The organism is Burkholderia sp. Bp9016 (assembly GCF_003857765.1).
In the GTDB taxonomy this organism is placed as follows: Bacteria; Pseudomonadota; Gammaproteobacteria; order Burkholderiales; family Burkholderiaceae; genus Burkholderia.
This window is the reverse complement of record NZ_QTPY01000004.1, coordinates 240012-259457: the sequence shown is the minus strand read 5'-3', so window position 1 is coordinate 259457 and position 19446 is coordinate 240012. Positions and strand designations below refer to the sequence as shown.

Annotated in this window: 18 protein-coding genes; 13 read left to right on the top strand and 5 right to left on the bottom strand. The window is 66.4% G+C overall.

Annotated elements, in window-relative coordinates:
• Positions 1-182 precede the first annotated feature (182 nt).
• The 5 genes from DIE13_RS07325 (at position 183) to DIE13_RS07300 (ending at position 5449) form a co-directional block, all read left to right on the top strand.
• The gene (locus DIE13_RS07325) at positions 183-1256 is read left to right on the top strand and encodes a helix-turn-helix domain-containing protein (protein WP_124826511.1); all 1074 of its coding nucleotides are present in this window, start codon (positions 183-185) and stop codon (positions 1254-1256) included.
• On the top strand, positions 1205-2521 hold the full coding sequence (locus DIE13_RS07320) for an Nramp family divalent metal transporter (protein WP_124826510.1): 1317 nt from the start codon (positions 1205-1207) through the stop codon (positions 2519-2521). The genes DIE13_RS07325 and DIE13_RS07320 overlap by 52 nt, the downstream gene beginning before the upstream one ends.
• 81 nt (positions 2522-2602) lie before the next feature.
• Positions 2603-3190, top strand: a complete 588-nt coding sequence (locus DIE13_RS07315; RefSeq protein WP_124826509.1) for a phosphatase PAP2 family protein — start codon at positions 2603-2605, stop codon at positions 3188-3190.
• A gap of 419 nt (positions 3191-3609) precedes the next feature.
• The gene (locus DIE13_RS07305) at positions 3610-4398 is read left to right on the top strand and encodes an SDR family oxidoreductase (RefSeq protein WP_124826507.1); all 789 of its coding nucleotides are present in this window, start codon (positions 3610-3612) and stop codon (positions 4396-4398) included.
• A 34-nt stretch (positions 4399-4432) separates the two neighbouring features.
• Positions 4433-5449: an NADP-dependent oxidoreductase gene (locus DIE13_RS07300; protein WP_124826506.1), complete on the top strand. Its 1017-nt coding sequence runs from the start codon at positions 4433-4435 to the stop codon at positions 5447-5449.
• Between the two features lie 269 nt (positions 5450-5718).
• Here the strand turns inward: DIE13_RS07300 and DIE13_RS07295 are convergent, their stop codons facing one another.
• The 4 genes from DIE13_RS07295 to DIE13_RS07280 form a co-directional block, all read right to left on the bottom strand.
• Positions 5719-6771: an AI-2E family transporter gene (locus DIE13_RS07295; RefSeq protein ID WP_096505553.1), complete on the bottom strand. Its 1053-nt coding sequence runs from the start codon at positions 6769-6771 to the stop codon at positions 5719-5721.
• A gap of 232 nt (positions 6772-7003) precedes the next feature.
• Positions 7004-7588, bottom strand: coding sequence for a YSC84-related protein (locus DIE13_RS07290; protein WP_124826505.1), 585 nt, complete (start codon positions 7586-7588; stop codon positions 7004-7006).
• A gap of 64 nt (positions 7589-7652) precedes the next feature.
• Positions 7653-8039 (bottom strand): YqjD family protein, encoded by a 387-nt coding sequence (locus DIE13_RS07285; protein ID WP_098552630.1) that lies wholly within the window; start codon positions 8037-8039, stop codon positions 7653-7655.
• A gap of 337 nt (positions 8040-8376) precedes the next feature.
• The gene (locus tag DIE13_RS07280) at positions 8377-10173 is read right to left on the bottom strand and encodes an ExeM/NucH family extracellular endonuclease (protein ID WP_124826504.1); all 1797 of its coding nucleotides are present in this window, start codon (positions 10171-10173) and stop codon (positions 8377-8379) included.
• 216 nt (positions 10174-10389) lie between these two features.
• Between DIE13_RS07280 and DIE13_RS07275 the strand changes: the two genes are divergently transcribed.
• The 8 genes from DIE13_RS07275 to DIE13_RS07235 all read left to right on the top strand — a co-directional run bounded on the left by DIE13_RS07275 (position 10390) and on the right by DIE13_RS07235 (position 17411).
• Positions 10390-10743, top strand: coding sequence for a YciI family protein (locus DIE13_RS07275; RefSeq protein ID WP_124826503.1), 354 nt, complete (start codon positions 10390-10392; stop codon positions 10741-10743).
• A 125-nt stretch (positions 10744-10868) separates the two neighbouring features.
• The gene (locus DIE13_RS07270; RefSeq protein ID WP_124826502.1) at positions 10869-11288 is read left to right on the top strand and encodes a YciI family protein; all 420 of its coding nucleotides are present in this window, start codon (positions 10869-10871) and stop codon (positions 11286-11288) included.
• A gap of 37 nt (positions 11289-11325) precedes the next feature.
• Positions 11326-11742 carry a VOC family protein gene (locus DIE13_RS07265; RefSeq protein ID WP_124826501.1) on the top strand — a complete coding sequence of 139 codons (417 nt, stop codon included), beginning with the start codon at positions 11326-11328 and terminating at the stop codon, positions 11740-11742.
• Positions 11739-13007 (top strand): RNA polymerase sigma factor, encoded by a 1269-nt coding sequence (locus DIE13_RS07260; protein ID WP_124826500.1) that lies wholly within the window; start codon positions 11739-11741, stop codon positions 13005-13007. The genes DIE13_RS07265 and DIE13_RS07260 overlap by 4 nt, the downstream gene beginning before the upstream one ends.
• Positions 13008-13310: 303 nt before the next feature.
• Positions 13311-13733, top strand: coding sequence for a rubrerythrin family protein (locus DIE13_RS07255; protein WP_096505537.1), 423 nt, complete (start codon positions 13311-13313; stop codon positions 13731-13733).
• A 122-nt stretch (positions 13734-13855) separates the two neighbouring features.
• Entirely contained in the window at positions 13856-15193 is a 1338-nt protein-coding gene (locus tag DIE13_RS07250) for a heterodisulfide reductase-related iron-sulfur binding cluster (protein WP_124826499.1), read from the top strand.
• Positions 15194-15237: 44 nt separating this feature from the next.
• The gene (locus tag DIE13_RS07245) at positions 15238-15819 is read left to right on the top strand and encodes a DUF3501 family protein (protein ID WP_124826498.1); all 582 of its coding nucleotides are present in this window, start codon (positions 15238-15240) and stop codon (positions 15817-15819) included.
• Positions 15820-16469: 650 nt separating this feature from the next.
• Positions 16470-17411, top strand: coding sequence for a transposase (locus DIE13_RS07235; protein ID WP_124826497.1), 942 nt, complete (start codon positions 16470-16472; stop codon positions 17409-17411).
• Positions 17412-17540: 129 nt separating this feature from the next.
• On the opposite strand, the gene DIE13_RS07230 is transcribed toward DIE13_RS07235, so the two are convergent.
• On the bottom strand, positions 17541-19067 hold the full coding sequence (locus DIE13_RS07230) for a mannose-1-phosphate guanylyltransferase/mannose-6-phosphate isomerase (protein ID WP_124826496.1): 1527 nt from the start codon (positions 19065-19067) through the stop codon (positions 17541-17543).
• Between the last annotated feature and the right edge of the window lie 379 nt (positions 19068-19446).

The window sequence follows — 19446 nt, the reverse complement described above, 5'->3', positions numbered from 1 at the left end:
ACCCGTTCGGCTAAGATGCCGTCGCTTCATATTTCGAGATAGCCGTCCTGTCGCACGAGGTCAAACCAAATATAAGCCCGACAGTTCGACGGTATTAGAAGAAGTCGAAACAGTCGGGGGCTTGGCCAGTGGAAGCAGCAGATCAGAGGTGGGTCGTTGTCTATTTGAGTACGGGGTTTTCTTTGGCCCAGGCCGCGCGTCTCGGCGAGGCTTTCAATCTGGCGAATCGCCTGCATGCGTTCAGTGCGGATTACCAGCTGAAGTACGTATCCGAAAGCGGCGGGTTGTTGCAGTCGTCGTCCGGCGTGAAGATCGCCGCCGAGGCGCTCGGCGACGAGCACGGCCGCCGGGCGTTCGCGTTCTTTCATCTTCACGGCGATCGCGCGTCGGTCAACTGGGACGATGCGTTGCGGCGCCGGCTGATCGACATTCGCCGGCATGCGCGGTGGATCGTCGACGGGATGGACCTGTCGACGCTCGCGGGAGCAGCGCGGCCGCAGGATGCCGGCGCGACGACGACGGGTCGCGCCCGTCGCTCGGCGGCAACGATAGAACGGCAGGCCGACGACGCGGACGTGCTCGGCACCGTGCTCGACATGTTCCGCGCCGATCTCGGCGATAGCGCCGCGCAGGAGATCGCCAGCAACCTGCTGCGGCCGGTCGAGCAGCGCTGTACGCAGTCGATGTGGGCGTTTCGCGAGTTGAGCGCGAGCCCGTCGATCCGGATGTCGGTGCAGCAACTGCGTGCGCAGAGCGCGAACCGCATCTCGATTGCCGACATCGCGCAGACGGTCGCGATGAGCGAGCGCAATTTCCTGCGGCGCTTCAAGAAGGAAATCGGCGTGACGCCGACCGAGTTCGTGCAGCACGTGCGGCTCGAGCGCGCATGTCACATGCTGATCCACACGACGCTGCCGGCCGACAAGGTCGCGCGGCGCACGGGCTTCGGCAGCGGCGAGCGCCTGGCGAAGCTGTTTCGCCAGCGGCTGCTGATATCGCCGACCGAGTTTCGCGTCGCCGAACGCGAACGGCTGCTGGCGAATGGTGCCGGGGCGCCGGACGGGATACCCGACGCGCGGGCTACGCCGCGGCCCGGCCGCGCCGACGGCGAGCGGCCGGGCCGCGGCCCGCGCGCCGAGGCGCGCGAGAAAACGGGGCGGATGACCGTAAAATCACCGTGTCGCGATCACGATCCCCGGTTCCCATGCCCTTGCTTCCCACTACCGCCACAGCCCCCTTCTGCCCGTCAGAAGTAAAGGGCAGCATCACGATCGACGCCGGCGCGTCGCGCTGGGTAAAGCTCAAACGCTTCTTCGGCCCGGGCCTGCTGGTCGCGATCGGCTACATGGATCCCGGCAACTGGGCGACCGACATCCAGGCCGGCTCGCAATTCGGTTATTCGCTGCTGTGGGTCGTCGCGTTTTCCAGTCTTGCCGCGATCTTCCTGCAGATGCTGGCGGCGCGGCTCGGCCTCGTCGCAGGCAAGGACCTCGCGCAGGCGAGCTACGACCGTTACGGCCGCTTCGGCCGCGTCGTGCAATGGGTGACGGCCGAGGTGTCGATCATCGCGTGCGACATCGCCGAAGTGCTCGGCTGCGCGCTGGCGTTCAAGCTGCTGCTGGGCGTGCCGCTCGCGTGGGGGATCGTGCTGACCGCGCTCGACACGGTGATCGTCCTCGGGCTGCAAGGCAAGGGCTTCCGGCAGATCGAGGCGATTGTGCTCGGGCTGATCGCGACGATGGCGTTCTGCTTCGTCGCTCAGGTCGCGATCACGCCGCCCGACTGGCATGCGGTCGCGCTGGGGCTTGTGCCGGGCGATCCGGGCCATGACCGCAAGGATGCGATCGTGCTCGCGCTCGGCATCGTCGGCGCGACGATCATGCCGCACAACCTGTATCTGCATTCGTCGGTCGTGCAGACGCGGCACGTGGTCGGCGGCGCGCGCGGTCTGGTTCGCGACACGCTCGCGCTGGTGCGCATCGACACGTGCGTGTCGCTGGTCGTCGCGATGCTCGTCAATGCGGCGATCCTGATCGTCGCGGGCGCCGCGTTTCATGCGACCGGCCGGCACGACGTCACCGACATCGAACAGGCGTATCGGCTCATCACGCCGATCGCGGGCGGCGCTGCCGCGCTGCTGTTCGGCATTGCGCTGCTCGCGTCGGGGCAAAGCTCGACGCTGACCGGCACGATCGCCGGCCAGGTGATCATGGACGGCTTCCTGCACACGAAGATTCCGTGCTACCAGCGCCGGCTGATCACGCGCGGGCTCGCGCTGGTGCCGGCGCTGATCGGCGTGCTGTGGCTCGGCGACGGTTCGGTCGGGCAGCTGCTGGTGTGGAGCCAGGTGCTGCTGAGTTTGCAACTGCCGTTCGCGATGTGGCCGCTGATCCGCTCGGTCAGCGATCGCAACACGATGGGCGAGCATGCGATCGGCCGCCGGATGCAGGTGGCCGCGTGGGCGCTGTTTGCCGTCATCACCGGCACGAACCTGCTGCTGATTACGGGTGTCGCGGGCTGATACAGCCTGTCACAGGCTGACACAGACGCACGGCGCGCTTGCGTTAAACTGCGGCCTTTCGCTTGTCGTTCGAAGTCCGTCATGTGGAGTGAAATCAGCAACATCGGCGATGCCGCGCTGACCCTGCCGGTCGCGCTGACGTGCGCCGTCTGGCTCGCGCTGTCCAATTGGCGGCTCGCGGTGCGATGGGTCGCGCTGCTCGCGCTCGGGATGAGCCTCGTCGGGGCCACCAAGATTCTCTACGCAGGGTGCGGAATCGAGCTTCCGCAGTTCGATTTCCGCGTGATCAGCGGGCATACGATGCTGTCGACGTCCGTGTGGACCGTCGCGCTGTCGATGCTGTGGCAGGCGTTTCGTCCGGGGAAGCTGCCGGGTGTGGCGGCGGGCCTCGCGGTCGGCGCAGTGACGGCGGTTGCGCGCGTGTTCGATCATTCGCACACGATTCCCGAAGTCATTGCGGGCTGGCTGCTTGGCGCGCTGGTCGCGCTGGTGTTCCTGCACGCGTACGGCCGGGCGCTCAAGCGCTCGTTCTCGCCGCGCATCGCGGCCGTCTGCCTGCTGCTCGTGTCCGGCATCGCGTATGGACATCGCGCGCCGTTCCAGCAGATGATCGCTACCCATTCTCCGCAGCTCTGCGCATTCGTGCGCGCGTCAGGCGACGGATTCTGACGACGGTTCTCGCCGGGGCACGGATACCCCGGTGCCGCATGCGGTTCTCGCACCGCGGCTCTCTTCCTATACTTCAGTCCATTCGTTTCATCGTGTTGCCGACTCGTGCCGGCGTCCGGTTTCCGTCGAGCCGAGAGCCCGGTCGCGCCGCACCATCGGATCGGCACGGATGCGAGCAGATCATGAGCGACATCTATGACTGGGCATTACGAATATTCATTTCATCGATTGGCGGCATTCGCGTACGCTGACGTTCGTTCGATCGGGGGCAGGCTGCGACGGGCTGCCCGAGCCGTCCGGGGCGTGTGTCGCTGCCCGCTCGCTATACTCGCGCAACACCGCGCGGCCGTCGGCCGGCGCACGGTAACCGCCGTCGCGGCAGCGGTCCGCAACGACGATTCACGATAGGAGCAGGTCACATGACAGTCGTTTCTCCGCGCCTTGCAGGCAAGTGCGCGTACATCACGGGCGCCGCCGGCGGCCTCGGCCGCGCGATCGCGCGCCGGATGGTCGAGCAGGGCGCGCGCGTGTTCCTGACCGACATCGCCGAAGCAGCGGTGCTCGATGCGTTCGCGCAGGAGCTCAACGCGGGGCGCGCGGCGCCGGTCGCGTTCGCGGCGACGCAGGACGTGCGCGACGAAGCGCGCTGGCAGGCGCTGCTGGTGCAGGCGGTCGACACGATGGGCGGGCTGTCGGTGCTCGTCAACAACGCGGGTGTCGGGTCGATCGGCTCGCCCGCGCAGATCGAGCTCGACGAGTGGCGGCGCGTGATGGCGATCAACGTCGAGAGCATCGTGCTCGGCTGCAAGCATGCGCTGTCGTATCTGGCCGAGAGCAGCCCCGCTTCGATCGTCAACATCTCGTCGGTGGCCGCGTTCAAGGTCGAACCGGACTTCACCGCATACAACGCGTCGAAAGCGGCGGTCGCGTCGCTGACGAAGTCGGTCGCGATCGATTGCGCACGCCGCGAACTCGACGTGCGCTGCAACTCGATTCACCCGGCATTCATCCGCACGGGGATCGTCGAGCCGCTGTTCCAGTCGCTCGGCGAACGCGACGCGACGCGCAAGCTCGCTCGCGGTATTCCGCTGCGCCGGCTCGGCGACCCTGACGACGTCGCGCATGCGGCCGTTTATCTGGCGTCCGACGAGAGCCGCTTCGTGACGGCCGCCGAACTCGTGATCGACGGCGGCATGTGCGCGGTCTGACGCGCATCGACAACCACAACCGGAGGAGAACATCGTGCCGACACAAGTGAACCGCCAACTGCTGCTGAAGACGCGCCCGGTAGGACGCGTCGGCCGCGAACATTTTTCGCTGGTCGACACGCCGGTGCCGGCGCTCGCCGACGGCGAAGTGCTCGTGCGCGTGCTGTATCTGTCGATGGACCCGACCAACCGCGTGTGGATGAGCGACGTGCCGCAATATCTGCCGCCCGTCGCGATCGGCGAGGTGATGCGCGCGCTCGGCCTCGGGCGCGTGGTCGCGTCGCGCAACGCGGGTTTCGCGGAAGGCGATCTCGTGCAGGGGCTCGTCGGCTGGCAGGACTACGCAGTCGTACCGGCCGATCAGGCCGCGCAGCTCGTGAAGCTGCCCGCGCAGTCGGGGTTGCCGCTGCCGACGCTGCTCGGCGCGTGCGGGATGAGCGGCCTGACCGCGTACTACGGGCTGACCGACATCGCGCCGGTACAGCCCGGCGAGACGCTCGTGGTGTCGGCGGCGGCCGGGTCGGTCGGGTCGATCGCCGGCCAGATCGGCAAGATCCATGGCGCGCGCGTGGTAGGCATCGCGGGCGGAGCGGAAAAGTGTCGCTACCTGACCGAGACGCTCGGCTTCGACGCGGCCGTCGACTACAAGGCCGACGATTTCCGTCAGCAGCTCAAGGCGGCGACGCCGGACGGCGTTCACGTGAACTTCGAGAACGTTGGCGGCGAAGTGATGCGCGCGGTGCTGTCGCGAATGGTGATCGGCGGGCGCGTCGCGTTGTGCGGCGTGATCTCGAACTACAACAGCGGACGTGCGGCGGACGACGTCGGCGTGCTCATCTCGAAGCGGATCACGATGCGCGGCTTCCTGATCCTCGACTATCGCAAGAGCCGCGAAGCGGTGCAGACGCTCGCGGGGTGGCTGCGCGACGGCCGGCTCAAGGCCGAGGAAACGGTGGCCGACGGCCTCGAAAACGCGCCCGACGTGCTGAACCGCCTGTTCGACGGCGACCATCGCGGCAAGCTCGTGCTGCGTGTCGATCCAAACGCGTGAGCGGTTGCTCTCGGGTTCGCGCGACCTGAGATCGAACGTCGCGAAGGGATCGATTCCGGGCGCGTTTTGTCCCGTGCGGTTTCGGCAAACGGCGGTGTGACGGATGCGTCACACCGCCGCTTTTTTGTGTGTGCCGGGCCGATCGTGCCGGCTCGCAGCGCCTGCGTGACGAACGATGGCCGGGGCGGCTCCGGACAAGGCGACGGGCGCCGTGGCGCCCGTCGTGAACCGCATTCGTCATCCGTGACGGGCCGTGCCCGTTCGTCGCGTCATTCGCCCTGTTCGGAACGCGCGTAGATGTCCCAGCTCGCCATGAACAGCGCGGCGACGAGCGGCCCGATCACGAAGCCATTGATTCCGAACAGCGCCATCCCGCCGAGCGTCGATATCAGCACGACCCAGTCGGGCATCTTGGTGTCCTTGCCGACGAGGATCGGGCGCAGCAGGTTGTCGACGAGGCCGATCACGCCGACGCAGAACGCGACGAGGATCACGCATTTCCAGATCGCGCCGATCGCGAGGAAGTAGAGCGCGGCGGGCACCCACACGAGGCTTGCACCGATTGCCGGCAGCAGCGACAGGAACGCCATCAGCGCGCCCCACAGCACGACGCCCTCGATCCCGAGGATCCAGAAGATCAGGCCGCCGAGCGCGCCTTGCACGAGCGCGACCGCGATGTTGCCTTTCACGGTCGCACGCACGACGGTCGTGAACTTCGCGAGCAGCAGGTTCTTGTGCTCTTCGTCGAGCGGCATCGCGCGGCGCACGCGCCGGCCGATCTCTCCGCCGTCGCGCAGCAGGAAGAACACCATATACAGCATCACGCCGAAGCTCACGACGAACTGGAACGTGTTCTGGCCGATGCTGAGCGCCTGGGTTGCCGCGAACTGGCTGATCTGCGCGGCGCCGTCGGTCAGCTTCTTCTGGATGCCGGGAATGTTGGTCAGCCCGTATTTCTGCAGCAGGTGCTGGATCGACGTCGGCAGCGCGTGAATGATGTCCTGGAAATACTGCGAATAGTTTGGCTGCGCGCTCTTCAGTTCCTGGTACACGTACGCGATTTCCTGCACGAGCGTGGCCGTGACGAACACGAGCGGCAGGATCACGATCAGGATGATCAGCGACATCGTGACGAGTGCGGCGAGGTTGCGACGCTTGCCGAGGCGTGCGGCGAGCCAGCGCTGCACCGGCTGGAACAGGATCGCGAGAATGGTGCCCCAGAAGACGGCGCCGGAGAACGGCGCGAGAATCCAGCACAGTCCGACGGTGACCGCGAACAGCAGGAAATAGAAGAATTTTTGGTGATCGTGTCCGCTATCCATGGATGGTTCGCGCAGATTGATGCCTGGTTTGATTGAATCTCGTTGCCCCGGGCGAGATCGACTCGCGAACGTCACGGAGTTCGCGGCGAAGCGCGCGGCGGGGCGGCCCGATCGCAGTATGCCCGCAAAGGTGTCGCCATCATAGCCGGGGCGCGCGGCGCACATGAAAACGCCGCGGCCGGAGCCGCGGCGCTGCCGGGAAGCGGAGACGCGGCGATGCCGCGCCGGTTCGTCAGATGTTGAGCCTGGTGACCTTGGTGCCGTTCACCGACAGGTCGCCCATCAGGCCCGCGTTGGTCAGCACCAGCACCTCGACCGGTGCGGTGGCCGTGTTGGAGTCGATCGCGCCGTTCGCGCCGACCTTCACGACCGCGACGGAGGCGTCGGCGCCGGCCGACCAGCCTTCGGACTTGCGGAACGAGTCGAGCGCATCCTGCGTCATGAACAGGAACACGATCGCCTTCGATTGCGCGCCGGCCTGCAGGCCGACCGACAGCGACGACGTGTTGTAGTAGCCGACGGTGCTGCCGCCGACGCGCAGCGCGCCGTTGCCGGACTGGCCGCCGACGATGAAGCCGGCCTGCAGCACGTTCGGGAACACGAGCACGCCGCGCGATTTCGCGACGAGCTCACGCGAGCCCTGCACCGTCGAATAGAGGCGCGACAGCGTCGCGTTCACGCTCGCGTCGATGGACTCGCGTTTCGACGCGCTGGTGGATGCGCTCTCGGGTTTGTCAGGTGTGGTGGTGCAGCCGGCAAGTGCGAGACTGCCGAGCATGACGGCGGCGGCAGCTTTCAGGGCGAGGGACTTCTGCATGGCGATTCTCCTTCGTTGTCGGGTTGATGACGGACGGGGCGCTCAGCGCTGCGGGCAGCCCCGTTCAACGGCGGGAAAGGAGCAGGCCGGCAACGAACGCGAGGCCCGCGACGACGCCAGCGGTCTGCCACGGGTTGTCGTGTACGGCTTGCGACACGCGTTCGGCCGAATCCCGCAGCCGGGCGGCTGCGGAGCCCGATGCGTAATCGAGCGTGCTGCGCGCTTCATCGAGCCGCGACTGCACGCGCTTGCGCAGCGCAGCGATGTCGCCGTCGCCATCGTTCTTCAGCAGATCTTCGAGTTCGTCGACGAGCCCGCGCAGATCGTCGGTCACGTCCGCATGCAGATCGCGGGCGGCCGATCGCGTCGTGCGTCCCACGCGCCGGCCGGTGCGACGGATGTCGGACAGGCCGCGGTCCAGCTTGTGTTCGATCGAGTCAGTGAGCGCCATGGTGTTTATCCTCCTTCGATTTGATTTACAGGCCAATTTGAAGATAAGACGAATCCCAGCAACTAGTGTGATTCACATCTTCCAATTGAGTTTCGAGACAAATTTTCAATTCGTCGGCGGGATGCCTCGAAAGCCCCGCCACACGGGGCGGAGCGGCGGTTGAAAAAATTTCGCGCTTCTGGCGAGGTGGCGTTGGGTCGCGTTTGCACGAAGTGAAAGTACGGTAAATATGGCGTTGCCCGAGTGGTCAGGTAAATAGTGCCATTGCATGCGTCGGCTTGATGCAATTGCACTAGTCGCCGGTTTTCAAGGGAGCACGGTTCGTGCCCGCGGCGGTTCACGCGCCGCCTTCCGCCAGTGCAAGGTCGATGACGATCGGATCGTGGTCCGACGAGCGATATGCATCGGGTGCGTAATACGCGGCCCGTTGCGCCGGCGTTTTGTAATCGGGTACGGCTTGCAACGCAGTCGGCTCATCGGCATTGATGTGCCATGCATGCACGGCCTTCACGCGCGCGGCGAGCGGCGCGGTGGCGAGCGCGTGGTCGAGGTTGCCGGCTTCGCCGCGGAAGACGTAGCTGTACCCGGCATTACCGAGAAAGCGGGCGACGAGGTTCGTGTAGCCGTGCGACTCGAGCACGCGTAGCGGATCTTCCTTCGCGTAGCTGTTCAGGTCGCCGATCAACAGGACGCCGTCTGCTGCGATGCCGGTCGGCGATGTGGCGAGCCAGTCGGCGATGCGTGCGGCTGCGCGCGTGCGCGTCGCGTTCCAGCAGCCCTGGCCGTCCTGCCGGTCGAGATCCGGGCCGGTCGCGTGCGGACAATTCTTCGACTTCAGGTGGTTGACCGCGACCGTGAACGCGAGTGTTCCGCCGATGCGCCGGAACGTCTGCGCGAGCGGCGGCCGGCCGCGGCCATCGATCGCGACGGTGGCGGCGTGTCCGACGGGTTCGATCGTCCGGCTGTCGTACAGCAACGCGACCGCGATCGCGTCCCGACCGAGCCGTGCCGTGCCGGGGTCGACCGCGCGCCAGCCGTCGCCGAGCCGGGCAGCGAGCCGCTGCACGGCGCTCGCGGGGCCATGACCGTTGTTCGCGACTTCCATCAGGCCGATCACGTCGGCGCGCAGCGCGCGCAACGCGGCGACGATCTTCGCTTCCTGGCGCGCGAATGCGGCGGGCGTCTTCGCGCCCCGATTGGCCGGATCGCCGAAGCGGCCGCCGCTGCCGTTGAAATAGTTGAATACGTTGAACGATACGACGCGCACGTCGGCCCGCGCATGCCGTGCCGGCGCATCGGCTCGCGGATTCGACGCGGCGTCGAAGACCGGTGCCGACGCCGGCACTGGCTGCAGCCGCCACGACCCGTAGCGTTTCTCGAGCACGCCTTCGATACCGCGCACCGTGTAGCCCGTGCGCAGCGTATTGGCGGCGCTCAGCGCGGGCGGCGGATAGCGGACGGTCACTGGCGTCACGCGACTCGAACCGTCGTCGAGCACGATGCGGTTGCGGGCATTGGCCGCCGCCTGCATCGCGGCTTCGGCCGGCAAGGCCACGTGGGTCGGGATCTGCAGACGGCCGTTGCTGAGCACGATGCTGCCGTAGCGGCCGAGCGAATAGGTGTCGCTGACCGTCAGCGTTTGCGCGAACCTCACCCGCATGCCTTCGTGCGCGGCAAACACCGACAGCGTGTCGACCGGTAGCGCGAGCGTTGCCGGGGTAACGGACTGCCCGCGCGCACAGACGGCCACGCGGCCCGACAGCGCGAGTTGCGTGCGGCCGTACTTCTGTTCGACTCTGCCGGTCAGATGGACGAGATCGCCGGGGTTGGCCCGCGCGTTCGGTGCGTAGACAAACATGCCTTCTGGGACGCCCGGCCGCTGCCGCCGCTGCGCGTCGGCCTGCTGGACGAAGAATCCGCCGAAGCCGTCGGCGCCGCCGAATTCCGCGGTGACGACCGCTTCGATCGACGCGGTTCGTCCGGCCAGCGGCGAACGGCCGCTGCGGTGCCGGATGTCGGCGATCGCCGTGGTTGCGCCGCCGCAGCCGGCGCTGATCGGCGGCGCGGCGGTGGCGGGCAGGGCGGCACAGACGAGCGATGCGGCGAGCACGAGCGACGGCGGCAGGCGTGACATGGAGCGGTCCCGGGAAGAAAATTCGAAGGTTCGGGAAAGCATGTTGACGGCAAAATGGCGTGCCGCGATCGAAATGGCCGTTCGGCCAGTGCCGGATGGCCAACGATGCCGGCGGGGCCGGCCGCGGCTGTTACGCTCTGCACCTGACCTGCCGTTGCGCATCGCTTCTGCATGCATTCCGGACGCTTCCGTGCACGGCCTCACCAGGAGATCTTCATGGCCTACATGCTGTTGATTGTCGAACCGACCGGCCAGCGCGCCGAGCGCACGCTCGAGGACGGGCAGGCGCTGTATGCGCGGATGGTCGATTTCGCCGAGACGCTGAAAGCGCGCGGCGTGCTGCGCGGCGTCGAGTCGCTGGAGCGCTCCGAGCGCGCGACCCGTGTGCAGGTTCGCGACGGCGAGACGCGCCTCGTCGATGGCCCGTTTGCCGAAGCGAAGGAGATGGTCGGCGGCTTCTTCCTCGTCGACGTCGATACGCGCGACGAAGCGATCGAGATTGCGCGCCAGTGCCCGGCCGCGCAATGGTGCACGGTCGAAGTGCGTGCGGTTGGTCCGTGCTTTCTGTGACGGCCGTTTCCCGGTGTTTACCCTGATTCGCCATGTGGAAGGTCGATCCCTCAGCCTGCCGCCCGTCGTCAGGATAAGGCGCCGATGAACGGACGCCTCTTTCCACCGACGACAGGGAGTGAACGATGCGATTCATGATCATGATCCGGGCGAACGCCGTCAGCGAATCCGACGCATTGCCGGACAACCGGCTGGTCGAGGCCATGACGGTCTATCACGAGGAACTCGCCAAGGCAGGCGTGCTGCTCGATGCGAACGGCCTGCGGCCGAGCGCGCGCGGCTGGCGCGTGCGGTACACCGGCGGCAAGGGTACGGTAGTCGATGGCCCGTTCGCGGAGACGAAGGAACTGATTGCCGGCTACACGCTGATCCAGGTGCGTTCACGCGACGAGGCGCTCGAATGGACGCGCCGGTTCCCCGCGCCGTTCGGCGCGGAGATGGACTGCGAGATCGAGGTGCGCCCGCTGTTCGAACTCGACGACCTCACGCCCGGCGACGCGGTCGAGCGGTTCCGCGAACTCCATGTCGGCCGCCCTGGCGCCTGATGTCCGCCTGACCACACCCTCACCCGGAGCACCCGACATGCACGAGATGGTCTTCATCAACCTGCCCGTGGCCGACCTGCCGCGCTCGAAGGCGTTCTATCAGGCGCTCGGCTTCGAGGTCGTACCGGCCTATACCAACGATCAGGCCGCCTGCCTGAAGATCAGCGACACGATCTTCGCGATGCTGCTCGTGCGGCCGTTCTTCCAGACCTTCACCGACAAGACGATCGTCGATCCGGCGACGCACGTGCAGGTGTTGTCGTGCCTGTCGTGCGAAAGCCCTGCCGAAGTCGACGAAGTCGTCGCGAAGGCATGTGCAGCCGGCGGCACCACGCCGCGTCCGCCGATGGAATACCCGGGCATGTACGGCCACAGCTTCGCCGATCCGGACGGCCACGCATGGGAACTGATGTACGTGGCGCAGGACGCGGCCGGGCAGGGGCCGGCATCGTGATGCGCGAGGCGACCCATCGTGCGATCGAAGCGGTCTGGCGCATCGAGGCGCCGAAGATCATCGCGCGCGCGGCACGCGTGGTGCGCGACGTCGGCGTGGCCGAGGAGCTTGCGCAGGACACGCTCGTCGCGGCGCTCGAGCACTGGCCCGTCGACGGCGTGCCCGACAACCCGGCCGCATGGCTGATGACGGCCGTGAAACGCCGCGCGCTCGACCGGGTCCGGCAGGAGTCGCTACATGCGGCGAAGCGCGACCAGCTTGGCCGTGAAATGGACGCGCTCGAAGCGCACGTCGTCCCCGACATCGCGGATGCGCTCGCCGATGCGCGCGACGACGACATCGGCGACGACCTGCTGCGGCTCATCTTTACGTCATGCCATCCGGTGCTGTCGACCGACGCGCGCGTCGCGCTGACGTTGCGGCTGCTCGGCGGGCTGACCACGGGCGAGATCGCGCGCGCGTTCCTCTCGCCCGAGCCGACGATCGCGCAGCGCATCGTGCGCGCGAAGCGCACGCTCGCGGCGGCGCGCGTGCCGTTCGAAGTGCCCTCCGCCGACGCGCGGCCCGCACGGCTCGCGTCGGTGCTCGAAGTGATCTACCTGATATTCAACGAAGGCCATGCGGCGACTGCGGGCGACGACTGGACACGCCCGGCGCTGTGCGACGAGGCGTTGCGCCTCGGCCGCGTGCTGGCCGGGCTCGCGCCGGACGAAAGCGAAGTGCTCGGGCTCGTCGCGCTGATGGAACTGCAGGCGTCGCGCATGCATGCGCGCACCGATGCGCAGGGGCGGCCGGTGCTGCTGCTCGACCAGGACCGCGGCCGCTGGGATCCGCTACTGATCCGGCGCGGCCTCGCGGCACTCGAGCAGGCGACGAAACTCGGCGGCCTGCGCGGGCCGTATGCGCTGCAGGCCGCGCTCGCGGCCTGCCATGCGCGTGCGCGGCACGCGTCGGATACCGACTGGGCGCAGATCGTCGCGCTGTACGACGCACTGGCCGAAGTCGCGCCTTCGCCGGTCGTCGAACTCAATCGCGCGGTGGCGGTAGGGATGGCGTTCGGGCCGGCCGCGGCGCTCGAACTCGTCGACGTGCTGCGCGACGATCCCGCACTCGCGCGCTATCACTGGCTGCCGAGCGTGCGCGGCGACCTGCTCGCGAAGCTCGGCCGGGCGGACGAGGCGAAGGTCGAATTCCGGCGCGCGGCGGAATTGACCCGTAACGAGCGCGAAAGGGAATTGCTGCTCAAGCGCGCGACGGATGCGTGATGCGTGATGTCGTCCCGACCACACCGCAGGCCGTGTCGCGCGGAGCCGGCCGGGCCCCGGCCACCAATCGGCCAGTCGCCGGGCGCTCGCCGAGCGCCATTCCGGCCCGCGCATTCCGTATCGTCCCCGGATTCCCGCTGGCCGCCCGCTATCGGTTGCATTGAAAAAGCCTATTGGGGGATGCGAACGCGAGCGCCTAGATTAAAGAGCACGATGCGTGCGCGCTTCGCACATGCATCGTTCCCCACATACATCATCGGCCCGGCTTCGCATGCGGCCGCGCCGACTCGAACGGAGGCGCAAATGGCTCAACTCAAGGGCAGCAAAACCGAAGAGAATCTGAAGGCCGCATTCGCGGGCGAGTCGCAGGCGAACCGGCGCTATCTGTATTTCGCTTCGAAGGCCGACGTCGAAGGCCAGAACGACGTCGCCGCGCTGTTCCGCTCGACTGCCGAAGGCGAAACCGGCCATGCGCATGGTCACCTCGAATATCTGGAAGCCGTTGGCGATCCGGCCACGGGTTTGCCGTTCGGCTCGTCGCGGCAGAATCTCGAATCGGCGATCGCCGGCGAGACGCACGAATACACCGACATGTATCCAGGCATGGCGAAAGCCGCGCGCGACGAAGGTTTCGACGAAATCGCGAACTGGTTCGAGACGCTCGCGAAAGCCGAGCGCAGCCACGCGAACCGCTATACGAAGGCGCTGGACGGTCTCGTCGACTGACGCGAGCCCATGCAAGGCCGCACGGCCCGCCGCGGCATGGCGCGCGGCTGGCCGTGCGTTGATCGCTGTCCGCATCGCGCGGCCGGCGCGCCCGCGCGATGCGCGCCATGCTGGAGCGCCCCATGCCCCACAAGGAAGGCAGTCTCGAAGCCCCGACCCGGCATCCGCTCGACTGGCAGTCCGACGCGTTTTACGACCAGGCCGCGATCGATGCGGAAATGACGCGCGTATTCGACATCTGCGCCGGATGCCGGCGCTGCGTGTCGCTGTGCGGCGCATTCCCCACGCTGTTCGACCTCGTCGACGACACGCCGATGGGCGACATCGAGGAAGTGTCGAAGGACGCGTTCGGCAAGGTCGTCGATCAGTGCTATCTGTGCGACCTCTGCTACATGACGAAGTGTCCGTACGTGCCGCCGCACGCATGGAACGTCGACTTCCCGCACCTGATGCTGCGCGCGAAGGCCGCGCGCTACCAGCGCGGCGAAGCGACGCTGCGCGACAAGGTGCTGTCGAATACCGACGCGCTGGGCCATCTCGCGGGCATTCCGGTCGTCACGCAGACGGTGAACGCGGTGAATCGTACGCGTCCCGCGCGCCACGCACTCGAAGCGGCGCTCGGCGTCGATCGCAACGCATGGCTGCCCGAGTTCGCGCCGCGCAAGTTCCGGCGCGCCGCGAAACGTTCGGACGGCCTGCCGGTGCGCGACGGCGAGCGCACGCCCGGCAAGGTGGCGATCTACGCGACGTGCTACGTGAACTTCAACGAGCCGGGCATCGGTCACGACTTGCTCGCGATCCTTGCGCACAACGAGATTCCGTACGAGCTCGTCACGCGCGAGGCGTGCTGCGGGATGCCGCTGCTCGAGCAGGGCAACCTCGCGGGCGTTGCCGCGAAGAAGGCCGTGAACCTGCCGGTGCTGGAGCGCTATGCGCGCGAAGGCTATGCGCTGATCGGCGCGATCCCGAGCTGCGTGCTGATGTACAAGAGCGAACTGCCGCTGATGTTCCCCGGCGACGAAGCCGTGCGCGCGGTGGCCGACGCATTCTGGGATCCGTTCGAATACATGATCGCGCGGCACCGCGACGGTCTGTTGAAGACCGATTTCAAGAACGGCCTCGGCACGGTGTCGTATCACGTGCCGTGTCACGCGCGCGTGCAGAACATCGGCCGCAAGACGGCCGACACGCTGTCGCTCGTGCCCGGCACGCGCGTCAACGTCGTCGAGCGCTGTTCGGGGCACGCGGGCACGTTCGGCGTGAAGAAGGCATTCCATGCGGACGCGATGCGCATCGGCGCGCCCGTGTTCAAGGCGATGGCCGAGCCGAAACCGGATGTCGTGTCGTCGGACTGCGCGCTCGCCGGCCATCACATCGAGCAGGGCATCGACGAGCACGGGCTGCCGGCCGCGCCGCTCGCGCATCCGCTGACGCTGTTGCGCCGCGCGTACGGCATCTGAATCGATCGCGCCGTGAAGACATCGACGACATTCGAGGACATCCCATGACGCTGACCCGTGACTCGCTGCTGACGCTCGAAGCGTACGCGAAGATCCGCAAGGCCGAACACGCGCGGCTCGTCGCGTACAAGCGCCGCCGCGCGGTGGCGCTCGGCAACCATCTGCGCTTCCTGTTCGAGGACGAGACCACGATCCGCTATCAGATCCAGGAGATGCTGCACATCGAGAAGATCTTCGACGAAGCGGGCATCGACGGCGAGCTGGAAGCCTATCTGCCGCTCGTGCCCGACGGCACCAACCTGAAGGCGACGCTGCAGATCGAATACGAGCACGAGGCCGAACGGCGCGCGGCGCTCGCGCGGCTGATCGGTGTCGAGGATCGCGTGTACCTGCGCGTCAACGGGCATCCGGATGTTTATGCGATCGCCGACGAGGATCTCGATCGCGACAACGCGGAGAAAACGTCGGCCGTTCATTTCGTGCGCTTCCAACTGAGCGGACCCGTGCGCGCGGCGCTCAAGGACGGCGCGGCGCTGTCTATCGGCTGCGACCATCCGGCCTATTCGGTGCCGCCGCAACGCATCGATGCGGACGTAAGCGCATCGCTCGTCGCAGATCTGCGCTGACGCGCGGTTGCCCGCCGCTGTCGCCGAGGATGTAACGAACCTGCCCGGACTCGCCTGCCGGGAGCAATGCGCGTTGCCTGCTTCGGCGCTTTCATCATCCGCAGAGAAACAATAAAAAGATTGTGCACGGAGATAATTCAGTTGAGCCGTATTCGAACGATTTACCGATCCGTGAATATCTTGTTACGGAATTTTCCCTGATTTACCGAATTTTTGAAGCAATGCAGCCGAGTGTTGCCGGAGAGGGACGGAACATCGGTTGAAGCCTGTTGTAAGGACTTCGGGTATCCCCGGCAAAGCCATGCCAGACGGGGCTTTCCAGCCATGGGAATAACGATCGCGTAAAAAAATTCAAGCGTAAATAGATTGCGCATCCATGGCAGGTTGTTTCAGTAAGTAACATTAAGTCATTGTCATATTGAGATAAACCCTGAGGGTGGTATGCTTCGTGCACAAAAATTCCCACATTGGAGTGAGACCGTGATTTGTGCGCCATTGCCGGGAATGGCGGCACCGTGAAAGTGCGGTGCCGCGCCGGCATGCACAACATTCGGATAACCATAATGTGCAACCGGGCCGCCCCGTGACGCGATGCGTGACGACGGCGCCGCCAATCGCAGCCCCGGCCTGGCTGCGTGGAGAGATCTACTATGTTCTTCGATGAGCTTAACGATGAAGAGTGGTTTCGTCTTTCAACGCTGATCGCCGATGAACCCATCCGGCTGAACCGTCGCGGCCGTCCGCGAGCCGAGCCGCGCGTCGTTGCCAACGCCGTCCTCTGGATCCTGACGACCGGTGAAGCCTGGTCCAAACTGCCCGGGCGTTATCCGTCCGGGCCGACGTGCCGCCGCCGCTACGAAGAGTGGCTCGCGAACGGTACGCTGCTGCAGATGATCGACCTGCTGACCCAGTTCAGCGGGCGCACGTTCGCGTACGTTCCGCCGCCGCCTGTGCCGGTCGCGCCGGCGTGCCGTGCGGAGCCCGTGCCCGATAACGATCGGCTGCGCGGCGTGTTCTGGCAAAACCCCGAGTCGTGGCAACTGCCGGTCGCGCAGGCGAGTGCGTGGGACGGCGAAGGGGCGGCGCTCGCCGCGATGTCGAGCGACGACGCGGCCGTGTCGTCCGATGCGTCGTTCTCGGTGCCGGGCGCAGCGCCCGCCGGGCTGCGCCGCGGGCGTCCGACCGCGGCGAGCTTCGCCGCGGCCGAACCGCAAGTCGACGAATATCGCGGCTATACGATCTGCGGTCTGGCGCAGCCGGTGCAGAACCTGATGTATCGCGCCTGGGCCGAGATCATGCAGGACGACCGGCGCGTCGAGCGCTCGGGCTTGATCGGTCCGCGCTTTACCGATGCCGACGAAGCGGAGCAGTACGCGCTCGACTGGGCGCGCCAGTGGATCGATCGCCATGGTGCGGGCGACGAGCCGGCGCACGCGCCGCAAAGCGAGGTGCTGGCCGGCCTGTCCGTGCTGGCGCGGGCGGAGTCGGACATCAAGCGCTTCATCGCCGAGCGTCACGCGGGTGCGCTGTCCGAGAGCCGTAACGATCCCGTACAGCCGGATCGCCGCGAGTATGCGTACCGCGTAGGTTGATCGTCATTCGAACGGAAGCGCGCGGGCCGTCGTGTGCCACGATGCCCGCGCGATCTCCCGGTTGTCTTCCCGTTTCTCCGTCATGCCGGGCGCGCCGTCGATGCGGCGTGCCCGGCATGCATTGCTGCGTCATTCGCGGCCGTAGGTATCGTCGAAGCGGACGATATCGTCCTCGCCGAGATACGCGCCCGACTGCACCTCGATCAGTTCGAGCGGCATCTTGCCCGGGTTCTCGAGACGGTGCGACACGCCGAGCGGGATGTACGTCGATTCGTTTTCGGACAGCAGGAACGTTTCTTCGCCACGTGTGATGCGCGCGGTGCCGCGCACGACGATCCAGTGTTCGGCGCGGTGGTGGTGCATCTGCAGCGACAGGCGCGCACCCGGCTTCACGACGATGCGTTTCACCTGGAAGCGTTCGCCCATGTCGACCGAATCGTAATGACCCCACGGGCGATGCACCTTGCGGTGGTCGGTGGCCTCCGTACCGCGCACGGCCTTGATGCGACCGACGATCTTCTTCACGTCCTGCACGCGGGACTTGTCGGCGACGAGCACGGCGTCGGGCGTTTCGACGACGACGAGGTTCTGCGTGCCGACGCACGCGACGAGCCGGCTTTCCGAATGCGCGAAGGTCGACTCGGCGTTTTCGAACAGCACGTTGCCGCGGCCGACGTTTTCGGCGTCGTCCTTCGGCAGGATTTGCCAGATCGCGTCCCACGAACCGACGTCCGACCAGCCGGCATCGAGCGGCACGACGACGCTTTCGCACAGCAGCGGCTGGTTCGCGAGCGGCTCCATCACCGCGTAGTCGATCGAGTTCGACGGCGATGCGGCGAAGGCGTCGCGATCGACGCGGAAGAAGTCGCCGTCCTGCTTGCCCTGCGCGACGGCGCGCTCACAGGCTGCGTAGATGGCGGGTTCGAGCTGGCGGATCGAGTTCAGCCAGACCGATGCGCGCACGATGAAGATCCCGCTGTTCCACCAGTATTCGCCGGATGCGACGTACTGCTGAGCAAGTTCGAGATGCGGTTTCTCGACGAAGCGATCCAGGCGGCGCACGTCGAGGTCGCCCGTCGCGGTATCGCGAAGTGGCGCGCCGACGCGGATGTAGCCGTAGCCCGTTTCCGCGCGGGCAGGCACGATGCCCATCGTCGCGATCCTGCCCTGGGCCGCACAGTGCACGCCGGCCGCGACGGCCGCGTGAAAGCGCGGCAGGTCGGCCACCGCGTGGTCGGCCGGCATTACGGTCATCACGGCGTCGCCGCGGGTCGCGACGATCCGCAGCGCGGCGAGCGTCAGTGCGGGCGCGGTGTCGCGGCCGAGCGGCTCGAGCATGATCGACGCGGACTTGCCGGCGACGCGCAGTTGTTCCGCGGTCGTGAAGCGGTGATCCTCGCCGCACACGACCAGCACGTCGTCGTTCAGCGGATGGCCGGTCTCGAGATCGTCGAGGCGCAGCGCGGTGGATTGCAGTAGCGAACGATCGCCGAGCAGGCCGATCAGCTGTTTCGGATAGTGTTCGCGCGACATCGGCCACAGACGCGTGCCCGAACCGCCGGCAAGGATCACCGGCTGCACCGCGACGCGCGTACCGGCGTCGCTCGCGGCGGAAGAAGAATGGCGCGTATCGGCTACCACGGCCGGAGCAATCATGATGACACTCTCCTCGATTGAAGTCAGGCCTGTTTGTAGCATGAAGTAAATCGACAATAAAACCGAGGTCGTTGCGCGATATTCGCGGAATACCTATCCGGGAAAATTTTCCGCGATAGCGTCGGATGCAAATAAAAAAATAAAAAATAATTCGGCGAGGTATCTGGGGACGCCAGCCAGCAAAGGGTTAGCGGAAACCGTAAAGATTTCGAAAAATTCCTGATTCACGTTCGATTCGGGAAAACCTGCCGATTTAATTCCAGAATATCGCGGCAAGAATTTCCGATTATTTTTCGAAATACTTGTGCGCTTGAGAGCGGATTTTCTTGCCGCTTCAATAGCGTCATGCAACGTTTGAATCGAATGTGCGGCACGGGCT